Source organism: Pantoea sp. GW821-FHT03E06 (assembly GCF_059420725.1).
Genome location: NZ_JBWKUG010000001.1, coordinates 2433093 through 2448184, shown reverse-complemented (window position 1 = coordinate 2448184; position 15092 = coordinate 2433093). Strand labels below are relative to the sequence as shown.

At 53.8% G+C, this 15092-nt stretch carries 14 protein-coding genes; 11 read left to right on the top strand and 3 right to left on the bottom strand.

What is annotated here, in order from left to right:
- The first annotated feature begins 136 nt into the window (after positions 1-136).
- Positions 137-610 carry a lipoprotein YedD gene (yedD, locus tag AC07WB_RS11415; RefSeq protein ID WP_097096948.1) on the top strand — a complete coding sequence of 158 codons (474 nt, stop codon included), beginning with the start codon at positions 137-139 and terminating at the stop codon, positions 608-610.
- 96 nt (positions 611-706) lie between these two features.
- Here the strand turns inward: yedD and fliT are convergent, their stop codons facing one another.
- The 3 genes from fliT to fliD are packed head-to-tail and all read right to left on the bottom strand — an operon-like array spanning position 707 to position 2907.
- Positions 707-1060, bottom strand: coding sequence for a flagella biosynthesis regulatory protein FliT (gene fliT, locus AC07WB_RS11410; RefSeq protein WP_097096949.1), 354 nt, complete (start codon positions 1058-1060; stop codon positions 707-709).
- A complete protein-coding gene (fliS, locus tag AC07WB_RS11405) occupies positions 1060-1467 on the bottom strand; it encodes a flagellar export chaperone FliS (protein WP_097096950.1) in 408 nt (135 codons plus the stop codon). The genes fliT and fliS overlap by 1 nt, the downstream gene beginning before the upstream one ends.
- 12 nt (positions 1468-1479) lie before the next feature.
- Entirely contained in the window at positions 1480-2907 is a 1428-nt protein-coding gene (fliD, locus tag AC07WB_RS11400; protein ID WP_494940523.1) for a flagellar filament capping protein FliD, read from the bottom strand.
- Positions 2908-3243: 336 nt separating this feature from the next.
- Between fliD and AC07WB_RS11395 the strand changes: the two genes are divergently transcribed.
- From AC07WB_RS11395 to AC07WB_RS11350, 10 genes are all read left to right on the top strand, one after another.
- Entirely contained in the window at positions 3244-4527 is a 1284-nt protein-coding gene (locus AC07WB_RS11395; protein ID WP_494940522.1) for a FliC/FljB family flagellin, read from the top strand.
- Between the two features lie 276 nt (positions 4528-4803).
- Complete coding sequence (uhpA, locus tag AC07WB_RS11390) at positions 4804-5394, top strand: response regulator transcription factor UhpA (protein WP_097096953.1); 591 nt, start codon at positions 4804-4806, stop codon at positions 5392-5394.
- Positions 5394-6890: a signal transduction histidine-protein kinase/phosphatase UhpB gene (uhpB, locus tag AC07WB_RS11385; protein WP_494940521.1), complete on the top strand. Its 1497-nt coding sequence runs from the start codon at positions 5394-5396 to the stop codon at positions 6888-6890. Before uhpA ends, uhpB begins: the two co-directional genes overlap by 1 nt.
- A gap of 12 nt (positions 6891-6902) precedes the next feature.
- Positions 6903-8231 carry an MFS transporter family glucose-6-phosphate receptor UhpC gene (locus AC07WB_RS11380; protein WP_141400272.1) on the top strand — a complete coding sequence of 443 codons (1329 nt, stop codon included), beginning with the start codon at positions 6903-6905 and terminating at the stop codon, positions 8229-8231.
- Positions 8232-8368: 137 nt separating this feature from the next.
- Positions 8369-9760, top strand: coding sequence for a hexose-6-phosphate:phosphate antiporter UhpT (gene uhpT, locus AC07WB_RS11375; protein ID WP_097096956.1), 1392 nt, complete (start codon positions 8369-8371; stop codon positions 9758-9760).
- A gap of 181 nt (positions 9761-9941) precedes the next feature.
- Positions 9942-11144, top strand: a complete 1203-nt coding sequence (gene fliB, locus AC07WB_RS11370; protein ID WP_097096957.1) for a flagellin lysine-N-methylase — start codon at positions 9942-9944, stop codon at positions 11142-11144.
- A gap of 294 nt (positions 11145-11438) precedes the next feature.
- Positions 11439-12407: an HNH endonuclease signature motif containing protein gene (locus AC07WB_RS11365; RefSeq protein WP_097096958.1), complete on the top strand. Its 969-nt coding sequence runs from the start codon at positions 11439-11441 to the stop codon at positions 12405-12407.
- 143 nt (positions 12408-12550) lie between these two features.
- Positions 12551-13273: an RNA polymerase sigma factor FliA gene (locus AC07WB_RS11360; protein ID WP_097096959.1), complete on the top strand. Its 723-nt coding sequence runs from the start codon at positions 12551-12553 to the stop codon at positions 13271-13273.
- A 51-nt stretch (positions 13274-13324) separates the two neighbouring features.
- Entirely contained in the window at positions 13325-13828 is a 504-nt protein-coding gene (fliZ, locus tag AC07WB_RS11355) for a flagella biosynthesis regulatory protein FliZ (RefSeq protein ID WP_007891377.1), read from the top strand.
- Between the two features lie 126 nt (positions 13829-13954).
- Positions 13955-14941, top strand: coding sequence for a D-cysteine desulfhydrase (locus tag AC07WB_RS11350; RefSeq protein ID WP_494940520.1), 987 nt, complete (start codon positions 13955-13957; stop codon positions 14939-14941).
- Positions 14942-15092 lie beyond the last annotated feature (151 nt).

Genomic DNA, 15092 nt, shown 5'->3' with positions numbered 1-15092 from the left:
GGCGCATTAATAAGCGGCTTGAGTTTTTTGTGTCGGCCTGAGTGGAGAAAAACGCGTGCGGGGCGGTAGATATCTTGCGTAACTCACTGGAAAAATTATAACGTAGCCGCCATTGAAGCGAGTCTGGGGACTGAGAATGAAAAAGTGGACGATACTGGCTGCGCTGGCGCTGAGTGGCTGTGCGCAAATCAGCAACTATGAAGAGGCCGTGAAAACCCCGGCACCGCAGGAACTGCAGGGCAACTGGCAAACCGCAGGCCCGCAGAGCAAGCTGATTAGCAAGCAGGCGATGGGTAGCCTGATTATTGGTGCGCAGGGCGATACGCTGGATTGCCGACAGTGGCAGCGCGTGATTGCCAAGCCGGGTAAATTGACGCGTCTGGACGATGAGTGGGTCAACGTGACGCGTCAGGTGCGCGTGATGCCGCTGGTGCTGGAGAACGGTGAGCTGCGTTACGATGGTTTGCGTCTGCGTAAGGTGGATCGCCCAACCGTTGAGTGCCAGCAGGCGCTGGAAGAAGTGGCAAAGCGGCCGCAAGAAGCGGTGATTCAGGATATCGAGCCAGAGATTATGCGCCCGGTTTCGGTGTCTTCTAAGCCGGCACAATAATCCTCAGGTCACCATTTAGGTTGACCTGGAAATCAGAAAAAAAAGGGTGAGAAGATAACCTTCTCACCCTTTTTTCATGCAGTACATCGCAACCAATCAACCCTGCGGCAAATACACGCTGCCTTGCTTACCATACGCGCTCATCACCGATTTCTGCATCGACGATTGCCCCACTAGCTGTGTCAACTCGTCCATGCGCAGTTGCAGCAGACGTTTAACTTCGCTCTCATTATCAAGGATGTGGCGTAACACCGGACGCAGCTGCTCTTGCAGCTGACGCGACGGTGCGGCGGCTTCGGTTGTTTGCGCCAGTCTTTGCACCGCACTGACATAATCCACTTCCTTGCTAATCAAATCATCCCATTCGCCTTCTGCTGCCAAACGCAGCATTCCATGGCTGAGATCGAGTAACTGTTGGTAAACGGTGATCAGTGGCGGTGCAATATTCATTAAACGGCGTCCTGAAGGTTTTGAGGTTGTACGACTTCTTTCCAGGCATCAGCGATATTCCGCAAAAGGCCTTCAACTTCTTCGAGGGCTTCCACATCGTTACGCAGATTGGCCTGGACCAGACGGCGAACCATATAGGCGTAAAGGCCTAACAGGTTATCGGTCAGGTCATCGCCTGATTGCTCATCGAGGCCCTGTTTCAGTCCGCCTTCGATGATGTTAATGGCCTTGGAAATCGAGTTACCTTTTCCCTGGATATTGTTGTCCTGCATAAACAGGCGCGCGCGCACTAAGGCGCTGATCGCACCGTCGAACAGCAGCGTAATCAGTTGCTGCTGGTTGGCGCTCATCACTGAGCTTTCGACACCAATTTTTGCGTAGGCTTGTGTGCCTGTAGCGCTGTACATGGTCACTCCTTACTAGGATGAGCTGCTAGAACTTGAGCTGCTTGATGACTCAAACTGCTGTGTCAGATAGCTACTGGTCTGGTTTAACGAGCTCATCAATACATCAAGCTGTGTAAATTGGGTTTTATATCGAGCCACCATGTTATCGATACGTGCGCTCATGGTGTTGTACTGATCGGTCAGGTTGTTGAGCGTCTTACTGACGCCATCAGTGGCGGCCTGTACAATTCCGGTGCTGGATAGCCAACCGGTTAGATTGGTGGCAATAGTGGTGGTGATACCCGTAGTTTTACCATCACCGACAATCATCTCTTTCACGCCAGCCGCATCGCTACTCAGTGCAGTTTCCAGCTTGTCCGAATCCAGTTCCAAAGAACCGGTGGTTGGGTCGGTGGTGATACCGATCTGCGCCAGGGTTTTATAGGTGGAAGAACTCTGCGCATTGGTCAGCATACTTTTCAGCTGGGTCTGAATAGTGCGCAGGGTGCTATCACCTAACAGCGCGCCGTTGCTGGTGTCTTGCGCGTCTGCGCCGACATCAACAGCAGTGTATTTGGTCAGGGTGCTGAACTGATCGAGCAGGGTATTATAAGCATCGACCCACGTCTTAATCGCGCTTTCCGCTTTTGAGGTGTCTTTGGTGATGGTCAGCGTCTGATTGCCGCTGGTGGTGTCGTTAAGATTGAGGGTGATCCCTTCCAGCGCATCACTAATGGTGTTGCTGCTGTTTTCAATCTCGACATTATTTACCGTCAGCTTAGCGTTCTGCGCGGTCACGCTTTCGGTCATTGCATTGCTGCTGCCGGATGCGTCGTAGCCAACAATACCTTGCAGCGTGACATCACCGGTTACGGCAATCTTGCTGACGGCATTATCGCTGCCGGTTTCGCTGGAGGTCAGCGATAAACGGTAGCTGCCATCGCCCACCTTAATAATAGTGGCGCTAACACCGGCATCAGCACTATTGATCGCATCACGCATACCGGTCAGTGAAGTTTGGTCACTGGTCAGGGCGATGTCTTTGCTGGTGCCATCTTTCAGGGTAATCGACAAGGTACGGCTGCTGGCAGATGAGTCGCCCAGCGCCGTGGTGTTGCTGGTCTGCACCGCTGAAGTCAGGGTTTGCGCCTGCGCCAGCTGGGAAACGCTAATGGTGTATTTACCCGCGACCACAGAACCTGAGGTGGTGGCGCTAAACGCGCTAGAGCTGCTACTTGCTGAGGTTGCGCTGAACAGATCGGCACTGTTTAGCGCGGTGTTCGCGGTCTGGAAAGTCGACAGCGAGCTTTTCAGCGTGGCGTACGCGCTCAGTTTGGCGGTATAGGCCGTCTGCTGATTAGAGATAGGCGTTAATGACGCTTTCTCAGCAGTGGTCAGGCTATCAAGAATGCTACTTAAATCGAGGCCAGAACCGATACCCAGCGTAGAGATACTTGCCATGTTGTTTCCTTTAAGTGGTCGACACGGAGTTTGAATACCCGGGTTATCGGCTTTGAATATTCAAAGTTTAAAATTAATTCTCAATCGGTGATGAAGTGAATAGCGTATATAGAGAAGGGTATTTCTGGCGCTAGAAAAAATCATCAAATCTCTAAAGAAGTGAGCGGCGAGGGCGATAAAGATAAGCGTGACAGGTTGAAGGGAAAAATTTTCACCTGGTACTAAAAAAAATCTAAAGGTTGTTTAAGGGCAGACGATAACAACTTTGACGGCGCTGAAGCCGGCGGGTTGAAGCCCACACCTTAACCGAAAGACTTGATTAACAGGAAAATTATCATGGCCCAAGTCATTAATACCAACAGCCTCTCGCTGATCACTCAGAACAACATCAACAAGAACCAGTCTGCTCTGTCTACCTCTATCGAGCGTCTGTCTTCTGGTCTTCGTATTAACAGCGCTAAAGATGACGCAGCGGGCCAGGCGATTGCTAACCGCTTCACCTCTAACATCAACGGCCTGACTCAGGCAGCGCGTAACGCTAACGACGGTATCTCTGCTGCGCAGACTACTGAAGGCGCACTGTCAGAAATCAACAACAACTTGCAGCGTGTACGTGAACTGACCGTACAGGCACAGAACGGCACCAACTCTGATTCTGACCTGTCTTCAATCCAGGACGAAATCAAATCACGTCTGTCCGAAATTGACCGTGTTTCTGGTCAGACTCAGTTCAACGGCGTGAACGTACTGGCTAAAGACGGCAAAATGTCTATCCAGGTTGGCGCTAACGATGGCCAGACTATCGATATTAACCTGCAGAAGATTGACTCTTCTACTCTGGGTCTGAGCGGTTTCAGCGTGTCTCCAAACGCACTGAAAACCAGCGATGCAATCACGCAGGTTGGCGCTAGCGGTTCACTAAAAGATGTTGATTTGTCATCAGTAGCTACTGCACTGAAAGTAGATGCAAGCTCACTGTCACTGAAAAACGTCCAGACTTCAGCGGGTGCAGCAACAGCCACCTACGTTGTTTCATCTGGTAGCGACAATTATGCAGTATCTGTTGACGACGCCACCGGTGCGGTGTCACTTAACACTACTGATGTTTCATATACTGACTCAGCTAACGGTGTGACCGCTGGTACTATGTCTGGCCAGTTCGTGAAAGTGGGTGCAGACTCAACTGGCGCTGCGCAGGGTTATGTCACTGTTCAAGGTAAAGACTACAATACTGCTGCAGGTGCAATTGTTGACGGTAGTGCTGGTGGTACCACTGGTGTTGCTAGCAACATTGGTGATATCGCGGATGCTGCAAACGCCAATGCTCACACGGGTTCAGCGACTTCAGACCCATTGGCTCTGCTGGACAAAGCTATCGCGTCTGTAGACAAATTCCGTTCAAGCCTGGGTGCGGTGCAGAACCGTCTGGATTCTGCTATCACCAACCTGAACAACACCACCACTAACCTGTCTGAAGCACAGTCTCGTATTCAGGATGCTGACTACGCAACTGAAGTTTCAAACATGTCTAAAGCACAGATCATCCAGCAGGCGGGTAACTCAGTGTTGGCGAAAGCTAACCAGGTTCCACAGCAGGTTCTGTCTCTGCTGCAGGGCTAATCGCTCTAAGTTCCTTGCTTATCAAACCCCGCTTCGGCGGGGTTTTTTTATACCTGCATATTATGAACATGCAGGTAATTGCTCATAATTCGCCGGTAAATAATGCAAGTGATACAAGTCGGTCACCATAAATGGCGCCCCTACAGAACCGCGTAGGGGCGCCATTTATGGCGACCGATACGTCATTGCACAAACTTAACCCCGCCACGCAATCCGCTTGAAGCTTCCCCGGCTTATCGCTAAGGTAAGCGCGTTTTTTCGCCGCCAGGAAACCCCATGACCACCATTGCGCTCATCGACGATCACATGATTGTCCGTTCTGGTTTTGCTCAGTTGCTCGGGCTGGAGCCAGATTTTCAGGTTGTCGCCGAATGCGGTTCCGGGCGCGAAGCCCTCAATCAGCTGCCGGGGCGCGGCGTGCAGGTGTGCATCTGCGATATCTCGATGCCGGATATCTCCGGGCTGGAGCTGTTAAGCCAGCTGCCAAAAGGCATGGCGACCATCATGCTGTCGGTGCATGACAGTCCGGCGCTGGTGGAGCAGGCGCTCAATGCCGGCGCGCGCGGCTTTCTCTCTAAGCGCTGCAGCCCCGATGAGCTGATCGCCGCGGTGCATACCGTGGCTAAAGGGGGCTGCTATTTAACGCCTGATATCGCCCTGAAACTTGCCTCCGCCCGTCAGGATCCGCTCACTAAGCGTGAGCGTCAGGTGGCCGAGAAACTGGCGCAAGGATTGGCGGTGAAAGAGATCGCCGCCGAACTGGGCCTGTCGCCAAAAACCGTTCACGTTCACCGCGCCAATTTGCTGGAAAAACTTGACGTCAGTAATGATGTTGAGCTGGCGCGCCGCATGTTTGATGGCTGGTAATGCAGCCACTTTTTTCGCGGCTGATTGCCGTCATCGCCAGTTTTTGTATCTTCTCCGCCGCTTGGTTTTGCCTGTGGAGTATCAGCCTGCACCTGGCCGATCGTCCCGAACTGGCGGTATTGTTGTTTCCGTTTGGTTTGCGTCTGGGGTTGATGTTGCAGTGCCCACGCGCCTACTGGCCGGTGCTGCTGGCTGCGGAGTGGTTGCAGCTGTATTGGCTCTCCCGCGAAGTGGCGCTGGCGCATCTTCCAATGCTGATGCTCGGTAGCCTATTGACGCTACTGCCGGTGGCGTTGATCTCCCGCTATCGCCATCAGCGCGACTGGCACACGCTGCTGTGGCAGGGCGGTGCGATGGTGTGCGCAGCGCTGCTGCAGGCATTGCCGTGGATCGCGCAGCCAGCGGCGCTGAACGTCGTGCTGCTCACGCTGACTGGCGCGCTGACTATTGCGCCGACCTGTTTGGTTATCTGGCACTATCTCACCAGCACGCGCTGGCAGCCGCTCGGCCCTTCGCTGGTCGGACAGCCGGTTAACTGGCGCGTGCGTCATCTGTTTGGTTATGTGCTGCTGTTTATCGTCAGCTTGTGGTTGCAGTTGGGGCTTCCCGATGAATTATCACGCTTCACGCCGTTCTGCCTGGCGCTGCCGATTATCGCGCTGGCGTGGCATTACGGCTGGCAGGGCGCACTGATCGCCACGTTGATGAATGCGATTGCGCTGATCGCCAGCCAGACCTGGCACGATCACGCGGTTGATCTGCTGCTCTCACTGCTGGCGCAAAGCCTCACCGGGCTGCTGCTGGGCGCGGGGATCCAGCGGCTGCGTGAACTCAATCAGTCGCTGCAAACCGAGTTGGCACGCAATCGCCGCCTGACGGAACGCTTACTCGAGACCGAAGAGAGCGTACGTCGCGAAGTGGCGCGCGAGCTGCACGATGATATCGGTCAAACCATCACCGCCATTCGCACTCAGGCCGGGATCATGCAGCGTATCAGCCCGGAAAGTGGCGTAAAGCAGAGCGGCATGCTGATCGAACAGCTGTCGCTGGGCATTTATGATTCGGTGCGTCGCCTGCTAGGACGCTTGCGTCCACGCCAGTTGGACGATCTCACGCTGGAGCAGGCTATCCGCTCGCTGATGCGGGAAATGGAGCTGGACGGGCACGGCATTATTAGTCATCTGGACTGGCACATTGACGAACGGCGACTGAGCGAAGCGCAACGCGTCACGCTGTTTCGGGTCTGCCAGGAAGGGCTCAATAACGTGGTTAAACATGCCAACGCCCGTGCGGTGACGCTGCAGGGCGCGTTGCTGGACGAAGGGCTCATGCTGGTGATCGAAGACGATGGCTGCGGATTGCCTCAGGGATCGCCGCAGCAAGGCTTTGGCCTCGCCGGGATGCGCGAACGGGTTTCGGCCTTGGGCGGCACGCTGAGGATTTCCTGCACCCACGGTACGCGAGTCAGCGTCACGTTACCGCTGCGCAATGGATAACAACAGAAGATGATATTCAGATTTCTCAACGCGCCGGCCAGCGCTGCACCGCTGCAGGATAAGGCGGCGATTGATGCACGTTATCGCTACTGGCGTCGCCATATTATGATCACTATCTGGCTCGGCTACGCGCTGTTCTATTTCACCCGTAAGAGTTTTAACGCGGCATCGCCTGAAATTCTGGCAGCGGGTGTGATGACGCGCACCGATATCGGCCTGTTAGCGACGCTGTTTTACATCACCTATGGTCTCTCGAAGTTTTTCTCCGGCATCGTCAGCGACCGCTCCAATGCGCGCTACTTCATGGGAATGGGGCTGATCGCCACCGGCGTGGTGAACATCTTGTTTGGCTTCTCCACTTCGCTGTGGGCGTTCGCGCTGCTATGGGTGCTGAATGCCTTTTTTCAGGGGTGGGGATCGCCGGTTTGTGCGCGCCTGCTCACCAGCTGGTTTTCTCGCACCGAGCGCGGCGGCTGGTGGGCGCTGTGGAATACGGCGCAAAACGTCGGTGGGGCGCTAATCCCGATGATTGTCGGTGCCGCCGCACTGCACTATGGCTGGCGTGCGGGCATGATGATTGCCGGCGGATTGGCGATCGTGGCCGGGATTTTTCTCTGCTGGCGTCTGCGTGACCGTCCGCAAACGGTGGGTTTGCCTGCGGTAGGCGACTGGCGCCATGATGCGCTGGAGATCGCGCAGCAACAGGAGGGCGCAGGGCTGAGCCACAAAGCGATCCTCACCAAATATGTATTGCTGAATCCCTATATCTGGCTGCTATCGCTGTGCTACGTGCTGGTTTACGTGGTGCGTGCCGCTATCAACGACTGGGGCAATCTCTACATGTCTGAGACGCTGGGCGTTAATTTAGTGACGGCCAACTCGGCGGTTACCATGTTTGAGCTGGGTGGCTTCGGCGGTGCGTTAGTGGCGGGATGGGGATCGGACAAATTATTTAACGGCAATCGTGGGCCAATGAACCTGATCTTTGCCGCCGGGATTTTATTGTCAGTGGGATCGCTCTGGCTGATGCCGTTTGCCAGCTATGTGATGCAGGCGGCGTGCTTCTTTACCATCGGCTTTTTTGTGTTTGGTCCACAGATGTTAATTGGCATGGCGGCGGCGGAGTGCTCGCACAAAGACGCTGCGGGTGCGGCGACCGGCTTTGTGGGCCTCTTTGCCTATCTGGGCGCGTCGCTCTCCGGGTGGCCGCTGGCGCGCGTGATTGATGTGTGGCACTGGAGCGGTTTCTTCGCGGTTATCGCCTGTGCGGCGGGCATTTCGGCCTTGCTGCTGCTGCCTTTTTTGCATGCTCAAACCCCACGCCATCGCGAAGAAGTGTGATGTATCCCCGCTTTTTACGTTCACATCGCCAAAACTAAGAAATTTTCCCGGTTCTGCCGGGCGGTTGTCGCAGGCCGAAACCGCTGCTGATTTTTACAATGCCTGCCATTACGCAGGTCATTAATCAGGAGCACTCCATGCTGGCTTTCTTAAATCAGGTGCGCAAGCCGACCCTGAATCTGTCGCTCGAAGAGCGGCGCAAGATGTGGTTCAAACCCTTTATGCAGTCCTATCTGGTGGTCTTTATCGGCTACCTGACCATGTATCTGATCCGCAAAAACTTCAATATTGCGCAAAACGACATGATCACCACCTACGGTCTGAGTATGACCCAGCTGGGGATGATTGGGCTGGGTTTCTCCATCACCTACGGCGTGGGTAAAACGCTGGTTTCCTATTACGCCGATGGGAAAAATACCAAGCAGTTTCTGCCATTTATGCTGATCCTTTCGGCAATCTGCATGCTGGGTTTCAGCGCCAGCATGGGCGCGGGTTCGGTCAGCCTTTTCCTGATGATTGCGTTTTATGCCCTTAGCGGCTTTTTCCAAAGTACCGGCGGCTCGTGTAGCTACTCCACCATTACCAAATGGACGCCACGCCGTAAGCGCGGCAGTTATCTGGGAATGTGGAATATTTCGCATAATCTGGGCGGTGCAGGGGCTGCGGGCGTGGCGCTGTTTGGTGCTAACTACCTGTTTGATGGCCACGTTGTCGGCATGTTCGTTTTCCCCTCCATCATCGCTTTGGTGGTGGGCTTTATCGGTCTGCGCTATGGCAGTGATTCACCAGAATCTTATGGGCTCGGTAAAGCCGAAGAGCTGTTTGGTGAAGAGATCAGCGAAGAGGATAAAGAAACCGAAGATCAGGCCATGACCAAATGGCAGATTTTTGTCGAGTACGTGCTGAAGAACAAAGTGATTTGGCTGCTGTGTTTCGCCAACATCTTCCTGTATGTGGTGCGTATTGGTATCGATCAGTGGTCGACGGTATATGCCTATCAGGAGTTAAAACTGTCGAAAGAGGTGGCGATTCAGGGCTTCACGCTGTTTGAAGTGGGGGCGTTGGTCGGCACGCTGCTGTGGGGCTGGTTATCGGATCTGGCGAATGGCCGTCGTGCGCTGGTGGCGTGCGTGGCGTTGGCGTTGATTATTGCCACACTCGGTATTTATCAACATGCCAGCAATCAGTACGTCTATCTGGCTTCGCTGTTTGCCCTTGGTTTCCTGGTGTTTGGTCCGCAGCTGCTTATTGGCGTTGCCGCCGTCGGCTTCGTGCCGAAAAAAGCCATTGGCGCTGCCGATGGCATCAAAGGCACCTTTGCTTACCTGATTGGTGATAGCTTCGCAAAGCTAGGCTTAGGGATGATCGCCGATGGCACGCCAATTTTTGGTTTGACCGGTTGGGCCGGAACCTTTGCCGCGCTTGATGCGGCCGCAATCGGCTGTATCGCCCTGATGGCGCTGGTAGCCGTATTCGAAGAGCGTAAAATTCGCCGTGAAAAGCGCCTGCAACAGTTAAAGGCGGCATAACGAACGACGTGAAAAACAGTGCAAACCGCTGTTCTGTGTGAAACCCCGCTTTGGCGGGGTTTTTTATTGTCAGGATAGCCAATAGCCTTGTCAGCTTTTGACAAAATTGAATACGCCTGAATATTGCTATGCTAGCCGCCATTTTAATTTTCAGATTGTCTGAATTTCAGCAGGATTGGTTATGAAAGAGATTTCCATCGTCGAACCCGTTTTTTTTACGCAGTTTAAATGCTCGGGTGGAGCGTGCCGCGACCACTGCTGCAAAGGATGGAATATCGATCTGGATAAACCTACCGTTAATCGCTATTTGAAAACCCGGGATGCCACGATTCGTGCTATTGCGGCAGAAAATATTATCACCACCAAAAAAAGTTATAAAAAGTGGGGCTTGATTAACGTCAGTGATAATAAGAGCTGCGCGTTTATGGATGAAAATCGCCTGTGTAGCATCCACAGTAGCATGGGGGCTGCAGCATTAAGCCCTACCTGCGCCATCTATCCGCGCGCCGAGAACATCTTCAAATACCATATTCAGAAGAGCCTGACCTTATCCTGTCCGGAAGCCGTACGTCAGCTGCTTTCGGGACCAGAAGCCATGCTCTTTAATGAAAGCAAAATCGTGAAGCCTCATGGCTATAATACGGATAGCCTGGATCAGGGCGCGCAGCTGATTAATTTGATGTGCTCCACCATCATCAATAGCAGTGGAACAGAGGTTGAAGAGGGATTATATGGCATTGCGCTACTGTTCCTTTATCTGGAAAAACTCGATGATGACGCAGAGAAATATGAAAAATTAGAAGCGTATTATTACGATATCATTGCCTCTCTTCAGCGTGGTGATATTAAAAATAGCATCAATGAAATTGAGCCTGACCATCAGCTACAGTGGTCATTACTGGTGCGCTTACAGGGCTATCTGGGCGCGCGACCCACTTCTCGCGGTTGGGGCGCGCTGAATCATTATGCTCATCGGCTGGCTTATATTCAGAGTGAAGGCTTGAAACAAAACGATATGCTGCAGCCGATGCAGAGATTACGTTGCGCGTGGCATGAGAAGGTAATGCCATGGCTCTCCGCGCATCCGCATATCATGAGTAATTATTTAAAGTACCGCATCTACACCGATGGTTTTCCCGCCGATCGCACCATCACGCCGCTGGCGAATCTTTACCTGCTGGTGGCGGAATGGTTCCTGATTAAGTCGCTGATGGCAGCCAGTGCAGATTTGACCGGCAAGATTGATGAAAACGACATGATCAATATCCTCTACAGCTTCCATGCGGTAACCAAGCACGATCAAATCTCAACCGCCGCATTCCTGCAAGAGATCGAACATACCAAAGTGAATGATGATCTTTCGCTGGTTTATTTATTGAAGTAATGCTTGAACCAGGGGCGTTAAACATCGCGCTTTTATTCCAGGTGCGCATGAATGCGCACCCGACGAAAACCCGGCGATATCCACTTAGGGTCACCATTCATGGTGACCGATTCACGCTTAACTGACGAGCATTACGCCATTTATGGCGAGCGGCACGATGGAGCCGCTGGTGCTTTAACGCTTGCAACCTTAGAAAAGTAACCATTGTGTTACAGTCCGCCTCACTTCTGCCGATAATCCCCCTCAGAATCATTTCCATTTTTTCGCCACATTTTTTCCGTTTCTGGGGTGTCTATGCGCTTCAATTATGACTTGTTACCGGGTGAGCTACTGACCTTCGAAGAGATTGCCCTGCGCTACACGCAGCAGCATCCAGACGAGAAAGAACTTACCGCGCGCGGCTTGCTGAGCCCGTCGACCAGTTTTCGCAATTTGGTGATTCGCGCGGTGTTCGCGCAGGAAGAGATTAACAGTCCGATGGAGGATCTGCTGTTCGTCTCAGACGATAACGAGCGCAAAAATTATCTGCGTCGCTTCGAACACTATTTGAAAAGTCAGCAGGCGTTTCTCTACTTCCGGCGTAACGAAGAAAGCCGTAAGGAGGGGCGCTGGAAGGTGGTGGGCGAAACCCAGGTGTTTGCCATGCTCGATCCCAACTCCGCAGCGGCGCAAAACCTGCTCAATAGCCGCGGCTATAAGCTGGTGCTGATGCGCCAAACCGAAGAAGAGGAGTATTGGCAGCTGTTTGATGCGCAAGCACACCCGTGTTTTCCGCTGTCGCGCAAAATTCAGTTCGTGGTGGTGCTGAGTACGCCACAGCAGAAAGTGCCGAGCGGCGTGATGCCCGGCACCGAAGTGGGGCGACGCGTGAAGGCTAAAGTGTTCCAGCGCGCCAGCCAGGCGGAGTTCACCTCGGCGGTCAAAGCGCGTTACGGCGCCTGCATCATTACCGGTACGCGCCTGACTGAGCGGCACAGCTGGCCGTGGGTAGAAGCCTGCCATATTGATACGCAAGAGAACGAAGAGGGTTTTCTCGCGGACAACAGCGCCGACAACGGATTGTTCCTGCGCAGTGACCTGCAGCGGCTATTTATCAACAAAATGATAAGCATCAACGCGGAAACCGGGCAGGTGTTGTTTAATCCAGCGCTGGAAACTGAAGCGTTCATTACCCCTTTTTATCAGGCACTTGAGGGCAAGGTTTGCGCATTATGGGACGCGGTGCCGCCGGGCACGCGGCAGCGGCTGCGTAACATGCGCTAAGGCTTGCGCGGATGGCGGAGCGATTCACCGCCATCCATAACAAATTTGAAATAACCTCGCTTTTGCCCGCCTATTCTGCCAATCAAAACCCCTACAGAATTGGATAATCATGCCGATAACTTTATTAACGCAGGGTAGTCAACGTGAACGATCTCTATACCGCCGATGGCGTGATGGATAAGCATTCGCTCTGGCAGCGCTACGTTCCTCTGGTGCGGCATGAAGCGTTGCGCTTGCAGGTACGTTTGCCAGCCAGCGTTGAGCTTGACGATCTGCTGCAGGCCGGTGGCATTGGCTTATTGAATGCCGTGGAGCGCTACGACGCGCTACAGGGCACCGCCTTTACCACCTACGCCGTGCAGCGTATCCGGGGTGCAATGCTGGATGAGCTGCGCAGTCGCGACTGGGCGCCACGCAGCGTGCGCAGAAATGCGCGCGAAGTAGCCGGTGCCATGCATCAGGTAGAACAAGCGTTGGGGCGCTCGGCTACCGAGCAGGAAGTGGCTGAGCGACTGAATGTTTCGCTGGAGGAGTATCGGCAGATTCTGCTCGATACCAACAACAGCCAACTCTTCTCCTACGACGAGTATCGGGAAGAACACGGCGACAGTGCGGAGCTGGTGACGGAGGGGCACGAGGAAGCCAACCCGCTTCATCAGTTAATGGAAGGAAACCTACGTGACCGCGTAATTGAAGCGATTGAGGCGTTGCCTGAACGTGAAAAACTCGTGCTCACACTGTACTACCAGGAAGAACTGAACCTGAAGGAGATTGGCGCGGTGCTGGAAGTGGGAGAATCCCGCGTCAGTCAACTGCACAGTCAGGCGATCAAACGCCTGCGTGCCCGATTATCGGGGGCGCGCTAACAGACTCAGTTCCTGGCGTTCGAAAAAAACAATAAAACCGGGGACTCAGCAATGGGAGCCAAAGTTAAAGCCAGACCTTTAAGTCGCTATCTTAAAGACTATAAGCACAGCCAAAGCAATTGTTCACACTGTGGCAAAGTTTTAGACCGTATGGCGTTAGTCTTTCGCGGCCAGATCATCAATAAAGAGGCCATCGCACGCATGGACCAAATGATTGACGATCAGGTGTGGATGAAACTCCAGCCAGAATTGACCGCCTTGTGTCGTTTCTGTAGCGATATTTTTTGTAACACCCATCCGAATTACTTCGACATTATGGCGTTTAAGCAATACCTGTTCGAGCAGACCGAGATGAGCCACAGTACCATACGTGAGTATGTGGTCCGTTTGCGTCGGCTTGATGACATGCTGAAGGCGAAAAACTTCCCGGCAGATCGTTTGCGCGGTAATAGCTGGCATGAATGTCTGGAGAACGATCTGCCCGATGCGGGTAACAACAATTACCGCATTGCACTGCGTAAATATGACCAGTTTTTAGGCTGGCAGCAGGGCTGATGGCGATCCGCCCCTTGTTGTTGTCGAGCATGACAGCAACAAGGGCACGCACGATGATTTCCGGGTGCGACTTTTCTCATCTTCTGCAACACTGTATGGATAATTGCACATTGCCTGGAGGCTGCATTGTCCTTACATCTTCTGCACCAGTTCCCCCGTCTTGAATTACTCGGTGCGCCTACGCCGCTTGAGCATTTGCCCCGGCTTTCTGATTATCTGGGTCGCGATATCTTCATCAAGCGCGATGACTTTACGCCGGTGGCGCTGGGCGGCAACAAGCTGCGTAAGCTCGAATTCCTGGCGGCCGATGCGCTGCGCGAAGGCGCCGATGTGCTGCTGACGGCGGGGGCCATTCAATCCAATCATGTGCGGCAAACGGCGGCCGTCGCCGCTAAGCTCGGCCTCAAGTGCGTGGCGCTGCTGGAGAATCCAATTGGTACCACTGCCGAAAACTATCTCAGTAACGGCAACCGCCTGCTGCTCGATTTGATGGATGTGGAAATTGTTTTGGTCGACGCGCTGCACAATCCTCATCAACAGCTGGCAGAACAGGCCGAACGCCTCGAGGCGCAGGGATTCCGTCCTTATATTGTGCCGGTTGGCGGCTCCAATGCGCTCGGCGCGCTTGGCTATGTGGAATGCGCGCAAGAGATCGCCCATCAGAGCGAAGGCGTGGTGGATTTCGCCGCGGTAATAGTCGCATCCGGCAGCGCCGGAACGCATGCCGGGCTGGCCATTGGTTTGGAGCAGCTGTTACCCGATACCGAACTGGTGGGCGTGACCGTATCGCGCAGCGCTGAGGCGCAGCTGCCGGTGGTTGAGCGCATACGTAGCGCACTGGCCGAGCAGTTAGCCGTGCAGGCGAAAGCGCCGATTACCCTGTGGGATGACTACTTCGCGCCGCGTTACGGCGAGCCGAACGAAGAGGGTATGGCGGCGGTTAAGCTGCTGGCGCGCCTCGAAGGCATAATGCTCGATCCGGTTTACACCGGCAAAGCGATGGCAGGATTAATTGATGGCATTGCACAAAACCGCTTCCGCCGCGAAGGCCCGTTGCTGTTTGTGCATACTGGCGGATCGCCAGCGTTATTTGCTTATCACCCTTCGGTCTGAGAAAGATTTTAAAAACGGTTTATAATCCGGCGGTTATTAAGAAACGGTCGCCATGAATGGCGACCCTACAACGGATTGGCTCGGTTTTCGTAGGGTCGCCATTCATGGCGACCGATTCACCAACAAAACACACAACAACACATCACAATAT

What these genes read in the sequence shown, in the direction of transcription:
- uhpT (WP_097096956.1), top strand. Translation starts at nt 8,369, where the DNA reads ATGCTGGCTTTCTTAAATCAGGTGCGCAAGCCGACCCTGAATCTGTCG.
- fliZ (WP_007891377.1), top strand. Translation starts at nt 13,325, where the DNA reads ATGGGAGCCAAAGTTAAAGCCAGACCTTTAAGTCGCTATCTTAAAGAC.
- uhpA (WP_097096953.1), top strand. Translation starts at nt 4,804, where the DNA reads ATGACCACCATTGCGCTCATCGACGATCACATGATTGTCCGTTCTGGT.
- uhpB (WP_494940521.1), top strand. Translation starts at nt 5,394, where the DNA reads ATGCAGCCACTTTTTTCGCGGCTGATTGCCGTCATCGCCAGTTTTTGT.
- fliT (WP_097096949.1), bottom strand. Translation starts at nt 1,060, where the DNA reads ATGAATATTGCACCGCCACTGATCACCGTTTACCAACAGTTACTCGAT.
- fliB (WP_097096957.1), top strand. Translation starts at nt 9,942, where the DNA reads ATGAAAGAGATTTCCATCGTCGAACCCGTTTTTTTTACGCAGTTTAAA.
- fliD (WP_494940523.1), bottom strand. Translation starts at nt 2,907, where the DNA reads ATGGCAAGTATCTCTACGCTGGGTATCGGTTCTGGCCTCGATTTAAGT.
- yedD (WP_097096948.1), top strand. Translation starts at nt 137, where the DNA reads ATGAAAAAGTGGACGATACTGGCTGCGCTGGCGCTGAGTGGCTGTGCG.
- fliS (WP_097096950.1), bottom strand. Translation starts at nt 1,467, where the DNA reads ATGTACAGCGCTACAGGCACACAAGCCTACGCAAAAATTGGTGTCGAA.
- AC07WB_RS11395 (WP_494940522.1), top strand. Translation starts at nt 3,244, where the DNA reads ATGGCCCAAGTCATTAATACCAACAGCCTCTCGCTGATCACTCAGAAC.
- AC07WB_RS11365 (WP_097096958.1), top strand. Translation starts at nt 11,439, where the DNA reads ATGCGCTTCAATTATGACTTGTTACCGGGTGAGCTACTGACCTTCGAA.